Below are 16,465 nucleotides of genomic sequence, written 5' to 3'. Positions count from 1 at the left end.
GGCTACAGAACCCCCTTGGAGCTAGGGATCCCTTCTTGTCGGCGGGGATCCCGTTCTACGGCCATGCGCAGGGCGCGGGCAAACGCCTTAAAACTGGCCTCGACAATATGGTGGGCATTGAGGCCGGCAGCCTGGCGAATGTGCAAAGTGAGCTGGGCGTGGTTGACCACCGCCTGATAAAACTCCCGCACCAACTGGGTTTCGTAGCGGCCAATGCGCTCCGTGGGCAGCTCCAGGCCATAGCTGAGGTGAGGACGCCCGGAGAAATCCAGCACCACCTGCACCAAAGCTTCATCCAAAGGTGCCCAAAAATGGCCGAAGCGATGAATGCCACGCCGATCCTGCAGAGCCTGCGCCAGGGCTTGTCCCAGCGTGATGCCCACATCTTCGTTGGTGTGGTGATCGTCGATGTGCAGATCCCCTATGGCCTTGATCTGCAGGTCGATCAGCCCATGGGTGCTGAGCTGGGCCAGCATGTGATCCAAAAAGGGGATCCCGGTGTCGATCTGGTGCTGACCGCTGCCATCCAGGTTCAGACGAATTTGAACATCCGTTTCCCCGGTGCGACGGTGAACAAGGGCAGTTCTGGGGTGGAGCAGGCGCGAGGAGTCGATGGCAGTCATGGAAGTGGCCGAGAACGCTGTGGAGCAGCAGGTAGGCTCCAGCTCTAGAATTGCACAAGCCTGCGAGCATCGGCACCACACGGCCTAAGCAGTGAGGAGCGAGAAGAGAGGCTCTTTCCTTTCTCCGCCCTGCTCTTTTTTCCCTTGGAATTGCCGTAGAGTGCTGGAAGAGAGTGTTGAAGAAGGGGTTGCCGTTTGCAGGATTGGCAGCAAATCCAACAGGCCCTCAAGCAACACTGGGGTTACGAGACGCTGCGCCCACCGCAGGATCAGGTGATCCAGGCTCTGCTGGACAAGCGCGACGCGCTGGTGGTGTTGCCGACGGGGTTTGGCAAATCCCTGTGCTTTCAGCTAGCAGCTCTGCTGCAAAGGGGGGTGATGCTGGTGGTTTCACCCCTAATCGCCCTCATGGAAGACCAAGTTCAGGATCTTTGGAAACGCAAGCTGCCGGCGGCCTGTCTCCACAGCGAACTGGATCCGGCCCTGCGCAAGCGGGTGTTGAAGGCCCTTGAGGAAAACCGACTGCGCCTGCTCTATTTGGGGCCGGAGACTCTATTCAGCCCCCCCGTTTGGCAACGGCTGCAACAGCCTCAGGTGCACATCAACGGCCTGATCGTGGATGAGGCCCATACGTTGGTGCATTGGGGGGGATCCTTCCGGCCCGACTACCGCCGTCTGGGATTGCTGCGCCCGGCTCTGGCCCCGGTGAAGTCCTCCTTTCCCATTGCCGCTTTTACCGCCACGGCTGACCCCCAAACCTGCAGCCGCCTCAGCCAAATCCTAGAGCTGCGGGATCCGGAGTGCATTCGCGCCGATCCCCTGCGGGCCAATATCTCCCTCAATGTGGCGATAGCCTGGAGCCCGGCGCATCGTCGTCGCCGTCTGCTGCGATTCCTGGGCGAGAATCCCGGCTCGGGTCTGGTGTATGTGCGCACCCGGCGGGATGGGGAAGAGCTGGCCGAGTGGCTGGGCCGACAGAACCTAAAAACCGCCACCTACCATGGGGGACTGGAAGCGGGATCCCGCCGTCGGCTGGAACGGGCCTGGCTGCAGGGGGAACTGCGCTTTCTGGTCTGCACCAACGCCTTTGGCATGGGCATCAACAAGCCGGACGTGCGTTGGGTACTGCACTTTCATCCCCCGCCCACCTTGATGGATTATTTGCAAGAGGTGGGACGAGGCGGTCGGGATGGTGGCCCTTGTCGGGCCCTGATGCTGGTCTCGGAGCCGACGGGCCTGCTGGATCCCAGCGATCGCCGGCGCCAAGCCTATTTCTATTCCCAGCAGGAGCGCCTTCAGGCCCGAGCACGCCACCTGCTCCAAACCCTACCCCAGCAGGGATCCTACGCCGATCTGCCCCCCGGAGAGGCACGGGTGGCCTTGGGTCTGCTGCAGGAGATGGGCTGTTTGCGGTGGCCGGATCCCTTTCGCTTTCAGGTGTTACACCGCCGTTGGCAGCCTTTAAGACGAGAGGATCCCTGGCGGGGTATAGAGGATCTGATCCACACTCGCGGCTGTCGGTGGCAGGCGATCTTGCCCTATTTTGGCTACCCTGGGGAGCAGCCCGGCCTGCCTTGTGGCACCTGTGACCGTTGTCGGCTTTCTCGTTAGCCCTCAGCAGCCAAGTGCGAGCCACAACCGGCAGGAGTGGTTATCATGATCTGCGTTTTCTGCAAAGGGATCAGAATCTCGCAGCTTTCCCGTTGCTGACGACCTTCCGGCTGTGCCCATGAGTGTTTCCGGATCTCCGCTCGAGGAACTGGATCGACCCTTATCCCTAGCTCGGCAGGTAGCCCAACTGTTGGTGGTGCCGGTCTCGGCCCGTCTGGGATCCCCAGCCTGCTGTCGAGACACCCTCAAGCGACTGATCCAGGAAGTGGGGATCGGGGGCATCTGGATCACCGAAGGACACGTAGCAGAAGCCCTGTTGCGGGTGGAAGAGGTGCAGGCATGGGCTGCTCTGCCCCTTTTGGTGGCAGCAGAGGCCGGTCGTGGGCTGGCCCTACAGGGGGCTACCTCTTTTCCCCATCCCCTGGGGTTGAGCCGTCTGGGATCAGAGGCAGAACGCTGGGCCGAGCAGTGGGGGCGGATCACGGCGCGGGAGGCGGCGGCCATCGGCATCAATTGGTTGCTCAACCCGGTGGCAGAGCCGCTGGGGGAAGGGGCGCTGGCGGAGGATCCCCTATCTGCTTTGCAACTGGCGCGAGCTTTCGTGCGCGGATGTGAGCAAGCCACCCCGGGCAGCACAGGCGGGATCCTAACCACAGCAAGCTCTTTTCCGGGCAAAGGCTGGAGGGATCCGGTTCAGGCCGGACTGAAGCCATCCCCAAAGACAACAGACACCCCCTGGTGCCCCCGATCAACCCTGACCCTAGCCCAGCTCCAAGAGGGACCTTGGCTGCCTTTTCGAGGTTTGGTGGAGCAGGTGGGGGCGATCTTGGTTTCCCACGTGGTGCTGCCGGAGTGGGATGAGCGCTGGCCTATCACCCTGCTGCCGGGGCGGCTGACCCAACTGCTGCGCCAGGAATGGGGGTTTGGCGGGCTTATTGTTGTGGACAGCCTCGATCAAGGCTGCTTGGCAGAGCTGGCCAATGCTAACGGGCCCAACTCATTGGCCGTGCGGGCTTTCCAGGCCGGTGCCGACCTAATTTTGGCCCCCCCCGATCCGATGGCATCCTTGGCAGCCGTTTTGGAAGCGGTGCAACAGGGATCCCTCAGCACAGACCAGCTTGCCCAGTCGGTGACGCGGGTGCTGCGGGCCAAACAGCGACTCCTACCCGCCGCCTCAGCTCTCCTCCAACAGGTGTGGCCGGCCCTGGCAGAAACCGACTTCAGCGCCCTTGGCGGATGGATGGGAGCCAAGGATCCCACAGATCCAGCCCTCAACCGTGGCTCTCCCGCCGAGCAACTGAAGCCTTTGCTGCTGGGGGATCCCATCTCCAAGGACAAGGACTCCGTTCCGCGGACGCGAACGGCGTTGGGAAAGTTGTTCAACAGGCGCTCCCACCTGACCTCTGCTCTGCACAGAGCCGCACAGCTGGGATCCCTCTTGGCCGAGAAGGATATTGCCCCCTGTCAAGCGGCTATGGCCCGCGGTGGCGTGGAAGGAGGCCGGCCCCTCAGCCCGCCCGCAGAGCCCGGATGGTTGAACTGGATCTGGCAGGATCCCCCCTTGGGTGCTGCCGATGTGCAGTTGCAATCTCCCGCCCTGCATGTTCCGGCTGCCCTGGGCATGCTTCCTGTGCTCAGCGATGCCCTTACCCCCCTGCCTTGGTTGGAAGCCGCTCTAGACAACGCCCCAGGGTTGATTTTCCAAGGTTTCCTTCGGGATCCCTTGCCCAACTATGTGCTGGATTGGCTGCAACAGCATCGGGAGCGGGTGGCAGCGGTCGTCATTTATGGTAATTTATCTCTCTACCGCCGCCTGCAGGCGCACTTTCCATGGGCCAATGCCATCCACAGCCTCAACCGGGATCCCTGGGCCCAAGCGGAGGTGATGGAGCGGCTCTTTCCCAACCGTCCCCCCTCAGAGGGATCAAAGTCTCACGTGGCCCAGCCAACCATTAAGAAAAAGTAAATACCTTTACAGATTATTGGCAGGGAAAGGCTCCTGAGTTATCGTGTTGGTTGAAATGTAAAAGATTGAAACGGTTTCTCTCAGCGTTGTCTGTGCCTCCCTCCCTCTCAGACACTCCTCAATCCTGCAGCAGCCAGTCGTCAACTGGCATTTGGGTTGAGTTTGAGCAAAAGCGACTTCAACCTCCATCCCAACGACGTTTACAACCCTTCCTCAAATCCTTGCAGCAGTTCTTTACAAGTGTCTGGTCTCAAAAAACTCGGCTGGGTCTTGCCCTCCTCGGCCTAGGGCTGGCGATATTGACCTGGGCTTGGCTAAGTGCTGAGGCTCGTCTGGATCCCTACACGGAAGCCGTCCTCAGCTTACAGGGGCAGGTTAGCCATGGTGCATCCTTGTTTGCCCTCAACTGTGCAGCCTGCCACGGAGAAGAAGCGGATGGGCGAGTGGGGCCCAGTCTGCGGGGGGTGAGCAGCCGCCGCTCGGATCGGTTTATTATTCAGCAGGTGACCGGTGGCAAAACGCCTCCCATGCCCCAGTTCCAGCCGGATCCTCAGGAGATGGCGGATTTGCTCAGCTACTTGAAAACCCTCTGAGGCCGTTTCATGGGCCTGGCCCAGCAGCTTGCTTGCTATGCTCTCTGGCTGGCCGCCGTATTTGCTTTTGCGGAATGGCTGCGCTCCCGGCAGGTGGACGGGGAATGGGTGCGCAAGGCCATTCACATTGGTGTGGGCAATATCATTTTGTTGGCTTGGGCTTTGCAAGTGCCTCGCTGGCTAGGGGTGGGATTCTCTCTGGTGTTTGCCGGCTTGGCGCTGCTCTCCTACCGGGTGGCCATCTTGCCCAGCTTGAATGGAGTCGGTCGCCGCAGCTTTGGCACCTGTTTCTACGCCATCAGCATTGGCCTGCTGCTGTTTTGGTTTTGGCGGCCACAGCGACAGGTTTTCGCGGTGATCGGCATATTGGTGATGACGTGGGCCGACGCCTTGGCAGGGTTGGTGGGCAAAACTTGGGGCAAACACCCCTACCAACTGGGATCCATTCAAAAAAGCTGGGAGGGATCCCTGACCATGTGGGCGGTGAGCAGCTTGGTGATCGCGGCTCTGCTGCTGGGGTACTTTGGCTTCTCTCTCCCTTTGCTCGGAGTGAGCCTTTTGGTGGGAGGGATGGCTATGGGACTGGAGGTGTTCTCTTGGTGGGGGTTGGATAACCTGACCGTGCCCCTGGCCAGTGCCGGCCTCTGTTTCGTCTTGATCCAGATTCTCAATTATTTGTAACGCTTGCTACGGAACGTTCCTCTCCGGTTCCCGGCGGTATAGTGTGGAAACAGCCCTTGCTTCTCTTCGCCATGGCTGCAAGTCCTGCGCTGGCCTCTTCTGCCCCTCCCTCTCCCGCCCATATCTGTCCCCTTGCCCAGGCCTGCAGCTACCTAGATTGGGCAGCTGGCGAGCTGAAACTGGATCCCGGCTGGGTGGCGATCCTCAGCACCCCCCGTAAAGTGGTGACGGTGGCGATCCCCGTGCGGCTGGATAACGGACAAATCCAAGTGCTGGCGGGCCATCGGGTGCAGCATTGCAACGTTCTCGGCCCCTACAAAGGGGGGATCCGCTACCACCCAGCGGTCACCCTTGAAGAGGTCTCGGCCTTAGCGATGCTCATGACCTGGAAATGCGCCCTTATGGGCATTCCCTACGGTGGGGCCAAAGGGGGGATCCCTATCGATCCGAGGCGTTATTCGGTCTCGGAGCTGGAGCGCATTACCCGCCGTTATACCAGCGAGCTGATCAAGGATATCGGCCCTGCAGAGGACATTCCCGCTCCAGACATGGGAACTTCCGCCCGCGAGATGGCCTGGGTGATGGATACCTATTCCATGAATGTTGGGCATGCGGTGCCGGGAGTGGTGACGGGCAAACCTCTCTCGATTGGGGGATCCCGAGGGCGAGAACTGGCCACCGGACGGGGGGTGATGATCACGGTACGGGAAGCCTTGGCCCGACATGGTGGATCCCTGGCAGGGGCAACGGTGTTGATCCAAGGCTTTGGCAATGTGGGCGGGGCAGCGGCCAGCTTGCTGCATCAGGCAGGAGCCAAAATTGTGGCGGTTTCCGGCAGTTCTGGGGGCCTTTATAACCCCAAAGGACTGGATATCCCCGCCCTCAAAGCCCACATGAAGGAACAGGGAGGCCGCATGGCGGGCTTTCCGCAAGCTGAGCCCATTAGCAATGCCGACCTGCTGGTGCAAAAAGCGGATGTGTTGATCCCTGCCGCTCTAGAGAACCAAATTACCGAAGCCAATGCCCACCAAATTCAAGCCCGGATCGTGGCAGAAGCTGCCAACGGGCCAACTACCCTTGCCGCCGACCGGATTTTGGAATCGCGAGGGATCCAGGTATTGCCGGATATCCTAACCAATGCCGGTGGAGTGGTGGTGAGCTATCTGGAGTGGGTGCAGGGACTCTCTTACGTCTTCTGGGATGAAGAGCGAGTTTATCAAGAAATGGAAGGTCTGATGGTACGTGCCTTTGAACGGGTGGTGCAGGAGGCAGAACGGCGGCAAGTGTCGCTGCGACTGGCTGCCTACACCCTAGGGGTAGGCCGAGTGGCGCAAGCCCTACAGGATCGCGGCCTTTACCCGTAGACCGGGAACTCTTGGCTCAACAAGCCTACTTGCCAAGGTTCGATTGCCCTTTTCTCAAGCCCGACGGCGTTCTTGCTCTTCCTGCTGCTGCCATTGCTTGAGCAGCTCTTTTGCCGCCTGTGGGGTAAAGTAGTCCAGCTCCATCAGCTTACGGTAGGTCAGAATTTGTCGCATCTCCAGAGGCATATCTGCTTTTTGGTAGAAGTAGCGAATGCGATTGATGTTTTGCTCCATTTCGGTAAACTCTTGCTCCCGCTTGATCTGCCTTTCCTGCTTGAGCACCTCATGGGGGGCAGAAAGGCGGTTGTAGTTAGGGATCCGTTGCGTGCCTGTGGTTTTGCTCGCAGCAGGCACACGGTGGCCTCCGGTTTGTCGGTTGTTGGCCTTGTTGGAATTGAAGAAGAAAGAGAGCATCGGCAAACCTCACACAAACAGATAGACGGCCAGATAGACGGCGGCAGCTTAACGCCAAGTCAACAATATCAAGTTTAGGTGAAGAAGCCTGTGATCCCGATCCTTCTTGGAAAAACCCGTACTTCCGGCGCGGCGCTGTATCTCTCTGCTTTTCCCACCCCCGCGGATGGTCAAGGAAAAGCTGGGGTTTGGCCTCAAGCCAATCTATTCATGAGTCCAGCCTACCGTGTTTACACGGAAAATGACTGAGATCACGTCCGAGAGTACAAGGTATTTAAGTATCTTCACGTCCTTTTGTTCGGGATCCCTGTATCGGATGTACTTTCCCGCAGGCCGCTACAGGTGGGATTCATCTCCGCTCAGCAGCCAAGTGACCGATACCCCCAACGCCTTGGCAAAGGCCACCAGTTCCTTGTCGATGACGCGCCGTTTTCCCTTTTCCACCTGGCCAATTTTGACGTAGTCCAACTGCACACCGTACTTGGCCAAGCGACCCGCCAGTTGATCTTGGGTGAGTTGCAGCTTCTCCCGTACCCAGCGCACCCGTTCCCCAATCAAGTTGGCCGATGGATGGTGCCGGTCGTTAGACTCCATAGGAGCAGAAAGCCGTAAATATTCTTTTCCAGACTGAGGAAGTTGAGGGATCCTCACATGGTAGCCTGAGCTGGCAAGGTTCCCTTTTCCTGGGATCCCACCCGGCAGCCGTTGAGCTGACTGGCTCAGGAACAATCTTATCTCAAGGTCTAGATCGAAAATCGCTTACCGCTTTTTGCCGGGCAACCCCTTGCCTACAAGGACTTGACGGATGGGATCCCTGCTGTTCCCGCATCCAAGCGGAAAAATCTCCGGACAAAAAAGAGGGTCATGATCGATTTTCGCTCGCAGCAGCAGCAGAAACCTTTTTAGACTGGGAGATGAAGTTCTCTCCTCACCTGGCCGTGGTTTTTTCTCGTCCTCATCCTGAACACTCTGCCTCTTCGCCTCAGGAGTTCGACGATCTCTGGTTCGACCCTGAGTCTGCCCCCCAAGATGCTCTTGCAGAAGTTGATCCAGAGCCGGTTGCCGGCGGATCCCGGTTGAACGAGGACGCTGTCGATCACTACCTGAATACCATCGGTCGCGTGCCCCGCATCGATCACGCTGAGGAAATCGAGCTGTCGCGCAAAATTCAGCAAAAGCTCCTCATCGATCAAGCCCGGCAGGAATGGCGGCAACAGCGGGGGGAGGATCCCAGCGATGAGGCTCTGGCCGAGGCCCTGCAGATTTCCGTATCCACCCTACGCTCCCGCATCCGACAAGGGGAGCAAGCTCAACGCAAGCTGATCAACGCCAACCTGCGCCTGGTGGTCAGCGTTGCCAAGAAATACCTCAATCGGGGGGTGCCGTTTTTGGATCTGATCCAAGAGGGCAATATCGGGTTGATCCGGGCCACCGAAAAATTCAATGCGGAGCGGGGGTTTCGCTTCAGCACCTATGCTCATTGGTGGATTCGCCAAGGCATTACCCGTTGCATTGCCAATCAAGCACGGACGATTCGCCTGCCGGTACACATGGTCGACAAAGTGCGCCTGCTCAAGCGCACCAACCGCGAGCTGATGAAGCTGCAGGGGAGGCGGCCCACCGAAGCGGAGCTGGCAGAAGCCTTGGGCATTAAAGTCAAGAAACTGCGCATGATCCAACAGGCTGCTGCTTTGCCCCTGTCGCTGGATGTGCCGGTCGGCCAGGAAGGAGAAAGCCGCCTTGGAGATTTGCTGCAAGATGAGCGGCAAGAGCAGCCCTTTCAAGGGATCCTCGTGCAATCGATGCAGCAGGATGTGCGTTCTGCCATGCAAACCCTCAAGCCGATTGAGAGGCAAGTGCTGGAGTTGCGCTATGGGTTAGACGGGCAACAGGCGAGAACCCTGCGGGAGGTGGGGGATCACTTCAACCTGACGCGGGAGCGGATTCGTCAGATCGAGCGAGATGCCCTGCGCAAATTGCGGGTGGGCTATTCTTCGCGGGCTTTGGCCCAGTACATCCGCTAGTGGCTACAGACCCACAGACCGATTTCCTGGCCAGCTTCTGCCCAGGGACAACCTTTTTTTCAATCTTCTTGGGTTGAACACCATAGCTCCTTGAAATGGCGATCAAGGGATCCCTTATCCCCACGGCCAGATCTGGTCAAGACGACTTTAGCGGGCAACTTCTCTGGCTGTTAACTCGGACGATCTGCTTTCTCCAGTGTTAAGGCACGATACTGCCAGCGCCTTGGCCTTTGTGCATTTCTGCCCTTGATCACCGGCATAGTAAAAAGGCTCAGGTCGTTGACCCAAGCCCGCCCCATCATCCACAGCAGATGCCAGGAACCAGACTTGAACTGGTGACACGAGGATTTTCAGTCCTCTGCTCTACCAACTGAGCTATCCCGGCTCTGGGCTTACTATCTTACGATGCCGAGAGGGCTTTCGACAACTGGTGGCACCCCCAATTTAGCCAATCAGTTTCTCCAAAGCCTCCATCTGGGGGATGCAGAGAACATCTCGAGTGCGATCCCGGCGGATCAGCTCCTCTTGCTCCAGCTTAGACAGAACGCGAGTGACCGTTTCCCGAGCCAGGCCACTGAGGCTGCTCAGCTCCCGATGGGGCAAGTTGGGGATCTCTACACCACTCCGGCTAACCCGGCCACGAGATTCGGCCAAGAACAGCAGGATATCGGCAACACGGGCCGTACTGCTGGCCTCGCGCAACTGCAGACGACGGTTGATCTGCCGCAAGCGGCGCGACATGAGCTGAGCAAGGCGGATGCTGGCCTGAGGATCAGAAGCCAAAAAAGCCAGAAAGTGCTGGGCCGACAGACAACCGACTTTGGTGGCGGTTAGAGCTACAACGTCGGTAGAGCGAGGTGCTTCATCCAAAGCAGCCATCTCCCCGAAGATTTCTCCTGGGCCAAGAATGGTGAGGGTGATCTCCCGGCCTTCGAGATCATGGGTGCGAATCTTGACCCACCCTTCCAGGATGAAATAAACGGCGTTACCCCAGTCATTTTGTAACAAGATGGCCTGGTTGACCGGGTGGGAGCGCAACGACATTTGCCCGGCCAGAGGCTCTAGCCTCTCAGGAGGAAAGCCCTCAAACAAGAGCATCAGGCGTAGGTCATCTGGAGTTACATCGCTCACCGTGGGATCCTCCTGCACGTGGTCAGTTCTGGTCGAGTGGGATGGGAAAAGGGTGGGCCTGCACAGACACGTCAACATGCCCCTCAGCCTACCGTCTCTCTCAGGTCTATGGCCCGCCGAGGCGAACTGCGTACCAATAGGACAGAGCTTTAGACCCAATTTTGACCTCTACTTTGGAAAGGGATCCCTGCCCAAAAAAGCTGCTGCCATTCTCTAACCCAGAAACGGCAAAATCCATCTTGCTGATGTTAATTCTCTCGACTTTGTGCAGTTTGAGTCGAGATCTAGACCTGCTGAAGTTGAGATTGCCAATCTTGGCTGGTATCCAAAACCTTTAAAAAAGGCCGTTCCGACTCGGAAAAATCCTGCCAGTGGGCCTGCTGTTGGGAGAGCATCTCGGCGGTGGCATCGGCAATGTCGGCAGAGGGCTGCTGATCCCCATCGATGCAGCCGGCTGGGGCCAAGAGGGGCTGAGGAGCTGAGCTACGGCGTTGTAGGCGCTCCCGCAAAACAGGTTCAGGGGCGTAGCAGTGGAGAATGTGCAGTGGGATCCCTTGGCGTTGGGCCTGATCAATGGCCATCCCCCGCAGGGCTTGCCGGTCAAACTTGGCGTCCAGAATCACGGTGTAGCCTTCCTGGGCCAGCTCTACTCCCAACTGCACCAAGCGGCGGTAGGTTTTATCGGTCATCTCCGGGGTATAAACCTCCGGCCCCCCCCGTTTCCGCAGAGGGATCCCGGCCAAATGCTTGCGCACCGCATCGGAGCGAATGTGAATGGCTCCCCGCTGACGGGCCAAGTGGCGGGCTACCGTGCTTTTGCCGGATCCCGACAATCCTGACATCAGGAACAATTGCCCCTGCTTGGGGAGGGTGTATTCCCAGGCAAGACGGTAATAGCGGGCGGCGGTACTGAAGGCCGTGGCCTTAGCTTCCTCTGTTGCCGTGGGATCCTCCAGCAAAAAAGAGGCGACCTTGGCTCGCACGTAGGCTTGGCGGTTGAGATAAATAGGCAAGATCTTCAGCCCTTCCCAATCTCCGGTTTCTTCCAGGTAAGTGTTCAAATAGGCGTTTCCCAGATCGGGGCGATGGCGGGCATCCAGATCCATCACCCCATAGGATACGTCGTACATGACATCCACAAAGCGGAAGGCTTCGTTGAACTCGATGCAATCAAAAAGCAGGATCTTCCCTTCCCAAAAACAGATGTTGCCCAGGTGTAAATCTCCGTGGCATTCGCGAATGCGGTTTTGTTCTATTCTTTGTTGAAAGAGCTCCTGCTGCTCGGCAAAAAAGCGATCGGTGTAGGCTTGGGTTTCTCGATATTGCTGAGCCGTTTGCGGGCCGCCGATGTAGCGCTGGGTTTGGGCGTAATTCTCGTCGAAGGCTTCTCGCACCCGTTCTGGCCGGCCAAAGCTGCGGATGTAGTCGTTGGTCTCGGTTTGGGCATGAAACGTCGCCACCACCCGCCCCAGCTCCTCCATCAAGGACGGCGTTAGCTCTCCCCGCTCAAACAGGTTGCTGAACAGTTGCTCTTGGGGAAATTGCCGCATTTGCAGAGCGTATTCTATGGGCTCGCCGCTGCTGTTGAACTGAAATCGGCCATCGGTCTGGACAATGGGCAACACTTGCAGATAAAGGCCGGGAGCACCGCGCTGGTTCATGCGCAGCTCTTCTTGGCAAAAGTGGCGCCGCCTCTCCAGGGTGGTGAAGTTCAAAAAGCCAAAGTCCAAAGGCTTTTTCACTTTATAGGCATAGTCGCCTGTCAGCAGAATATAGGAAATGTGGGTTTGAATAAGCCGAATGGGATCCTGTACCGGATGAGGGTAGAAGGCGGGATCCAGCATCGCTTGGATCAAGGGGGGCAGGTGGGCATCGACCATGAAAGGCAACAGAGATGGAAAAAATGTTTGGACGGGGATCCCTACCTTCTGCCAACAGAGCAGACTCTCCTATTCCCCAAAGGGCAAGGCGGCTTCTTGGGGGGAAAGACGGATGAGGCTGATCCCCTGCTGAATTAGCGTATCTTGAGCAGCACCGGAAAGGGCGTAGGGCCAGACCAGATATTTGGTGTTGATGTAGTCTTGTCCGCGCTTGGCCAGGTTTACCTGTTCCGAGAGCATGCGCACGTCTGGCCCGCGGCTGATAGTGGCTTCGGCCCGGCGAATGCGCTGCATCAGTTGGCTGAACAGCTCTTGGGGCTGCTGCACAAACACCACAATGGCCAAGTCACAGGGGTTGTAATAGTTGCCGATGCCGCAGAGGAGCAGGGCTTCACTGGAGAGAACAAGGGTTTCTTGGTCTCCCAAGGCCACCACCGGATACAGAAAGGTGCGCACATCCTCCAGTTGCCAGTGGTTGAAAGAACGGCTGTCCACCTCCCCCCGCACCCAAGAGGAGATGGCAGGAAAAACCGCTTCGCTCAACAGCCGATAGGCCGTTTGCGGTCGTCCCAGCCAGCAGAGAGCATTTTCGTAGAAGCTCTCGTTCTCCAGCAGGTGGGGGGTGAGAGGAGCAACCATGGGCAGATCCTCAATGGGCTTTCTCCAGCATGCCTACTGGGGGATGGTTAAGGCAATTTTGCCCAGAACGGATCCCTGCTCCAGCAACCGGTGGGCGGCAGCCGCTTCGCCCAGAGGAAAGGTGTGGGTGAGCTGGATTCGCAGTTGGCCTTGGTCGATGAGGCGGGCACATTGCCTGAGGATTTCCGCCTGATTTTGCTGGGCGTTGATGAGGTTTTTCAGCATCGGGGTGAGCATCAGCTCAAATCCCACCCGCAGGTTGCGGTCGCGGGCCACCCGCCAGTCCGTCTCCGGAGCCGGAGCCAGCAGGGTGACGATATCTCCGTACACGCGCACTGCAGGAAAGGTCTGCTCCAACACCGCGCCGCCCAAGGTATCCAGGGCAAGATCCACCCCCTCCCCCCCTGTCCAGTCCAAAACGGCGCGCACAAAGTCTGTCTGCCGGTAGAAGATGGGCAAGCTGGCGCCTAGGGAATGGACAAACTCTGCCTTTTCCGGGGTGCTCACGGTGGTGGCCACTTTGGATCCCCGCAGACGGGCCAGTTGGATGGCCACATGGCCAACTCCACCCGCTCCCCCGTGGATGAGCACACTTTGGCCGGCCTGGAGACGTCCCCGGTCGTACAGCGCTTCCCAGGCGGTGATCAGCACCAGCGGGGCAGCGGCAGCTTCTGCAAAGCTCAGAGTTCTGGGCTTGGGGGCCACAAAACGCTCGTCCACCACGATCAGCTCAGCGTAATTCCCCGCCTGCTTGCCCAGACCCCCGTGGCAGAAGTACACCTCGTCTCCCACCGCAAAGTGCCTAACTCCGGATCCCACAGCTTCCACAATGCCGGCACCGTCACACCCCAAAATGGCCGGCATCTCTTCTGGATAAAAGGTGCCCCGTCGCCGCAGCTTGGTGTCGATGGGGTTGACGCCGGCTGCTCTCAGGCGGATGCGCAGCTCCCGCTCACCGCGAATCTGAGGTTCAGGTACTTCTCGAAGCTGCAGAACCTCTGGCCCGCCGGGCACACTCATGACTACGGCTTTCATGCGCTCAAGTTGATCAGTTCCAGTTGGATTGAACCGCTCAAAGGATGCAAGGTAGAGTTTGTTCCAGTGGTGAGGAGATTGGCGGTGTTGCTTTGCAACACTGCGGAGTCTTGCAGACGCTCTCCGTCCATTCTAGAGTCAGGCGTTACGCTACACCCCCAGCTCAAAGCCCCCATTGGGCGGAAAGGGCTGTGTCGAGAAATTCCCGAATTAGGGGCAGCACTTGTTCCCCATGCAAGGCAGGGATGGCGTGGCTGGCGCCGGGCAAGATCTTGAGCTGAGCCCCAGGGATCCCTTCTGCGTAGGTTTGGCAGTGCCAGAGGGGAATGGTGTCGTCCTGTTCGGCGGCGATCACCAGTGTGGGGGCCTGAATGTGTTGGAGATAACGTTCAACCGTATCGACGGCAGCTTGCGGGCGCAGACGTTGTCGAAGAAATTGCCGAGCGACTGGCTGTTGGCGCAGGGATCCCCGCAACCACAAGAGCTGGGCCAGCTTGTCTTCCCAATGCCACCAGCGGGCCAGCGGAGCGATCGCCCGCAACAGCCAATCTACCCAAGCGCTTTCCCAGAGCAAGGGCCGCAAATGGTTGTAGCGTCTCACAAAGCTGTCGTCGCGGATCCCGGCAGGAGCCAACAAAACCAACCCCCGCAGCGGATACCGCACGGCGTAAGCTGCCGCCACCCATCCCCCAAAGGAATGGCCCACCAAAACCGGAGCAGCTAGGCCCAGCCTTTGGACAAATCCGCGCACAAACTCTACTTCTGCAGCGATGTCGTAGTGCAAGGCCGGTTGGCCAGACTGCCCGAACCCCAGTAAATCCAAGGCAATGCAGCGATATTCGTCTCCCAACCCTTGCATCAGCGGCCACCAGTTGGCATGAGTGGCCATAAAGCCATGCAGAAACAGCAGTGGGATCCCTTTTCCCCAGTCTCGATAGGCAGCCCAGCAGGACTCTGCCCCTGCGATGTTCAACCCTTCCAATTTCACCCTGTGCAGCGGGATCTCTTGAATGCGGGCCTGTAACTCCGCCAAGCGCTGGGCCAGGGGGAGTCGTTCCAACAGCGTTTGCCTGGTCATCGGCTTGGGGTCAGTAGACACAGACAGATTCAGCAGATGCAGTTTCTTCCGGAGCAGCATTGGCTACAGCGAATGCACCTATACGGAAATATCTCTCGTATCTCTTTGAACAGGGATCCTGCTCAATCCACCGGAATCTACCTGGGATCCCATCAACTCGGAAAAGGCCGTAACGCATCGCAACTTAGCCGATCAACTGCAAATGGGGCGGGGGAGTTTTCAGCCAGTCTTGGCGGGTCAGCAGCCCTTGGAGAAAACGGGTGGCCGCCTGCGATTGATAGCGCTCTGGGTTAAAAGCCAGCCAGAGGGTACGCCGTATCTGTAGCCCTTCCACCGCCAGCTTCTGGAACCGCCCCTGTTCCACATCGGATCCCACTGCCACCATGGACAGAAAGGCCACCCCCAACCCCGCCTGGACGGCATTTTTGATCGCCTCAATCGAGCTGAGCTCCAGCCGCACATTCAATTGGGCAGGGTTGATGCCGTGGCGATTCAGCACCCGATCGATGGTTTGCCGGGTGGACGACTGGGGATCCAAGGTGATGAAGGGCAAAGCCAGCAGATCCACAAGAGCCGGAGAGTCGATGGCACACCCGGGAGCACCGACCAACACATATTCATCTTCCGCCAGAGCCATCACCTTCAAGTGCCGCTGCAGCTCAAAGGGGATCTCCCCGCCAACAATGGCCACGTCCAACTGGCCGTCCACCAATTTCTGGGCAATTCGCCGCGTGGATTGCACCAAGAGCTGTACGGAAATTTGTGGATAGCGGCGGTGATATTGGGCGATCAAAGAAGGCATGACATAGGTGCCCACCGTTTGGCTGGCCCCCAAAACCAGATGCCCCCGCTCCATTTCTTGCAAATCCGCCAGCGCCTCGATGGTTTCACGGCACAGCTTGAGGATGCGCTCGCTGTACTGCAGCAGCACTTTCCCGGCATCCGTCAACTCCACCTTGCGCCCACTGCGGTCGAACAGCACCACTCCCAACTGTCGCTCCAGGTTCTGTACTTGCAAGCTGACGGCAGGCTGGGAGACAAACAGGCTATCGGCAGCACGGCGAAAACTACCCTGCTGGGCAATTGCCCGCACGATGAGGAGCTGATCTAGAGTAAACGGCAACTCATCCGCCATAGGGAACTCCAAACCCCACAGTGGGATCCCTTACGTTTCCCTGAAAAGCTGAGCAGCCCGCGTTTGGAAACCCACACGAGATCATCATAAACAAGCGAGAAATCCCAAGAGAGCAGCTCAACCCTTTCCCGGCAGCTCGGCTCTGGGGGGTGACCAGCCAAGAGTGGAGAGGAGAGCTCAGAATCTTCGGGCTGTTTCTGATACATTTACGCTGAACACTGCTGAACATCACTGTTCAACTATGCAGCGATAGCATTCTGTTTGTTTCCAAACAGAATGGCGGTATCCCGC

At 58.4% G+C, this 16,465-nt stretch carries 15 protein-coding genes and 1 tRNA gene; 6 read left to right on the top strand and 10 right to left on the bottom strand.

Annotation, left to right across the window (positions count from 1 at the left end):
- Nucleotides 1–2: 2 nt before the first annotated feature.
- On the bottom strand, nucleotides 3–623 hold the full coding sequence (hisB, locus tag ACVWYZ_RS12065) for an imidazoleglycerol-phosphate dehydratase HisB (RefSeq protein ID WP_457467193.1): 621 nt from the start codon (nucleotides 621–623) through the stop codon (nucleotides 3–5).
- Nucleotides 624–818: 195 nt separating this feature from the next.
- On the opposite strand from hisB, the gene ACVWYZ_RS12060 reads away from it, so the two are divergent.
- From ACVWYZ_RS12060 to ACVWYZ_RS12040, 5 genes are all read left to right on the top strand, one after another.
- Entirely contained in the window at nucleotides 819–2,234 is a 1,416-nt protein-coding gene (locus ACVWYZ_RS12060; protein ID WP_457467192.1) for a RecQ family ATP-dependent DNA helicase, read from the top strand.
- Nucleotides 2,235–2,352: 118 nt separating this feature from the next.
- Complete coding sequence (locus ACVWYZ_RS12055) at nucleotides 2,353–4,200, top strand: glycoside hydrolase family 3 N-terminal domain-containing protein (RefSeq protein ID WP_457467191.1); 1,848 nt, start codon at nucleotides 2,353–2,355, stop codon at nucleotides 4,198–4,200.
- A gap of 263 nt (nucleotides 4,201–4,463) precedes the next feature.
- Nucleotides 4,464–4,793 carry a c-type cytochrome gene (locus ACVWYZ_RS12050; protein WP_049749615.1) on the top strand — a complete coding sequence of 110 codons (330 nt, stop codon included), beginning with the start codon at nucleotides 4,464–4,466 and terminating at the stop codon, nucleotides 4,791–4,793.
- 9 nt (nucleotides 4,794–4,802) lie between these two features.
- The gene (locus tag ACVWYZ_RS12045; RefSeq protein WP_414382045.1) at nucleotides 4,803–5,474 is read left to right on the top strand and encodes a diacylglycerol/polyprenol kinase family protein; all 672 of its coding nucleotides are present in this window, start codon (nucleotides 4,803–4,805) and stop codon (nucleotides 5,472–5,474) included.
- A 71-nt stretch (nucleotides 5,475–5,545) separates the two neighbouring features.
- A complete protein-coding gene (locus tag ACVWYZ_RS12040) occupies nucleotides 5,546–6,838 on the top strand; it encodes a Glu/Leu/Phe/Val family dehydrogenase (RefSeq protein WP_457467190.1) in 1,293 nt (430 codons plus the stop codon).
- A 54-nt stretch (nucleotides 6,839–6,892) separates the two neighbouring features.
- Here the strand turns inward: ACVWYZ_RS12040 and ACVWYZ_RS12035 are convergent, their stop codons facing one another.
- Both ACVWYZ_RS12035 and ACVWYZ_RS12030 read right to left on the bottom strand, forming a co-directional pair.
- Nucleotides 6,893–7,192, bottom strand: coding sequence for a hypothetical protein (locus ACVWYZ_RS12035; RefSeq protein WP_457467189.1), 300 nt, complete (start codon nucleotides 7,190–7,192; stop codon nucleotides 6,893–6,895).
- Nucleotides 7,193–7,588: 396 nt separating this feature from the next.
- Nucleotides 7,589–7,846: a helix-turn-helix domain-containing protein gene (locus ACVWYZ_RS12030; protein ID WP_041436246.1), complete on the bottom strand. Its 258-nt coding sequence runs from the start codon at nucleotides 7,844–7,846 to the stop codon at nucleotides 7,589–7,591.
- A gap of 320 nt (nucleotides 7,847–8,166) precedes the next feature.
- Between ACVWYZ_RS12030 and ACVWYZ_RS12025 the strand changes: the two genes are divergently transcribed.
- Nucleotides 8,167–9,276, top strand: a complete 1,110-nt coding sequence (locus ACVWYZ_RS12025; RefSeq protein ID WP_414407919.1) for an RpoD/SigA family RNA polymerase sigma factor — start codon at nucleotides 8,167–8,169, stop codon at nucleotides 9,274–9,276.
- Between the two features lie 312 nt (nucleotides 9,277–9,588).
- On the opposite strand, the gene ACVWYZ_RS12020 is transcribed toward ACVWYZ_RS12025, so the two are convergent.
- The 7 genes from ACVWYZ_RS12020 to ACVWYZ_RS11990 form a co-directional block, all read right to left on the bottom strand.
- Nucleotides 9,589–9,661: transfer RNA gene (locus ACVWYZ_RS12020), tRNA-Phe, on the bottom strand.
- Between the two features lie 59 nt (nucleotides 9,662–9,720).
- A complete protein-coding gene (locus ACVWYZ_RS12015) occupies nucleotides 9,721–10,374 on the bottom strand; it encodes a Crp/Fnr family transcriptional regulator (RefSeq protein ID WP_414374219.1) in 654 nt (217 codons plus the stop codon).
- Nucleotides 10,375–10,691: 317 nt separating this feature from the next.
- Entirely contained in the window at nucleotides 10,692–12,287 is a 1,596-nt protein-coding gene (locus tag ACVWYZ_RS12010) for a bifunctional aminoglycoside phosphotransferase/ATP-binding protein (protein ID WP_457467188.1), read from the bottom strand.
- 69 nt (nucleotides 12,288–12,356) lie between these two features.
- Nucleotides 12,357–12,926, bottom strand: a complete 570-nt coding sequence (locus ACVWYZ_RS12005; RefSeq protein ID WP_457467187.1) for a hypothetical protein — start codon at nucleotides 12,924–12,926, stop codon at nucleotides 12,357–12,359.
- 33 nt (nucleotides 12,927–12,959) lie between these two features.
- Nucleotides 12,960–13,961, bottom strand: coding sequence for a zinc-dependent alcohol dehydrogenase family protein (locus tag ACVWYZ_RS12000; protein ID WP_457467186.1), 1,002 nt, complete (start codon nucleotides 13,959–13,961; stop codon nucleotides 12,960–12,962).
- A gap of 163 nt (nucleotides 13,962–14,124) precedes the next feature.
- The gene (locus ACVWYZ_RS11995; protein WP_457467185.1) at nucleotides 14,125–15,039 is read right to left on the bottom strand and encodes an alpha/beta fold hydrolase; all 915 of its coding nucleotides are present in this window, start codon (nucleotides 15,037–15,039) and stop codon (nucleotides 14,125–14,127) included.
- 184 nt (nucleotides 15,040–15,223) lie between these two features.
- Nucleotides 15,224–16,174: a LysR substrate-binding domain-containing protein gene (locus ACVWYZ_RS11990; protein ID WP_414357098.1), complete on the bottom strand. Its 951-nt coding sequence runs from the start codon at nucleotides 16,172–16,174 to the stop codon at nucleotides 15,224–15,226.
- Nucleotides 16,175–16,465 lie beyond the last annotated feature (291 nt).

This window comes from Thermostichus sp. MS-CIW-37, from assembly GCF_054060065.1.
The sequence above is the reverse complement of the archived record's forward strand: the minus strand, read 5'-3'. Positions and strand labels throughout refer to the sequence as shown.

Excerpts from the sequence above, each read along its gene's own strand:
- hisB (WP_457467193.1), bottom strand. The coding sequence starts at position 623 with ATGACTGCCATCGACTCCTCGCGCCTGCTCCACCCCAGAACTGCCCTT.
- ACVWYZ_RS12005 (WP_457467187.1), bottom strand. The coding sequence starts at position 12,926 with ATGGTTGCTCCTCTCACCCCCCACCTGCTGGAGAACGAGAGCTTCTAC.
- ACVWYZ_RS12000 (WP_457467186.1), bottom strand. The coding sequence starts at position 13,961 with ATGAAAGCCGTAGTCATGAGTGTGCCCGGCGGGCCAGAGGTTCTGCAG.
- ACVWYZ_RS12015 (WP_414374219.1), bottom strand. The coding sequence starts at position 10,374 with ATGCTCTTGTTTGAGGGCTTTCCTCCTGAGAGGCTAGAGCCTCTGGCC.
- ACVWYZ_RS11990 (WP_414357098.1), bottom strand. The coding sequence starts at position 16,174 with ATGGCGGATGAGTTGCCGTTTACTCTAGATCAGCTCCTCATCGTGCGG.
- ACVWYZ_RS12010 (WP_457467188.1), bottom strand. The coding sequence starts at position 12,287 with ATGGTCGATGCCCACCTGCCCCCCTTGATCCAAGCGATGCTGGATCCC.
- ACVWYZ_RS12040 (WP_457467190.1), top strand. The coding sequence starts at position 5,546 with ATGGCTGCAAGTCCTGCGCTGGCCTCTTCTGCCCCTCCCTCTCCCGCC.
- ACVWYZ_RS12055 (WP_457467191.1), top strand. The coding sequence starts at position 2,353 with ATGAGTGTTTCCGGATCTCCGCTCGAGGAACTGGATCGACCCTTATCC.
- ACVWYZ_RS12045 (WP_414382045.1), top strand. The coding sequence starts at position 4,803 with ATGGGCCTGGCCCAGCAGCTTGCTTGCTATGCTCTCTGGCTGGCCGCC.
- ACVWYZ_RS12030 (WP_041436246.1), bottom strand. The coding sequence starts at position 7,846 with ATGGAGTCTAACGACCGGCACCATCCATCGGCCAACTTGATTGGGGAA.
- ACVWYZ_RS12025 (WP_414407919.1), top strand. The coding sequence starts at position 8,167 with ATGAAGTTCTCTCCTCACCTGGCCGTGGTTTTTTCTCGTCCTCATCCT.
- ACVWYZ_RS11995 (WP_457467185.1), bottom strand. The coding sequence starts at position 15,039 with ATGACCAGGCAAACGCTGTTGGAACGACTCCCCCTGGCCCAGCGCTTG.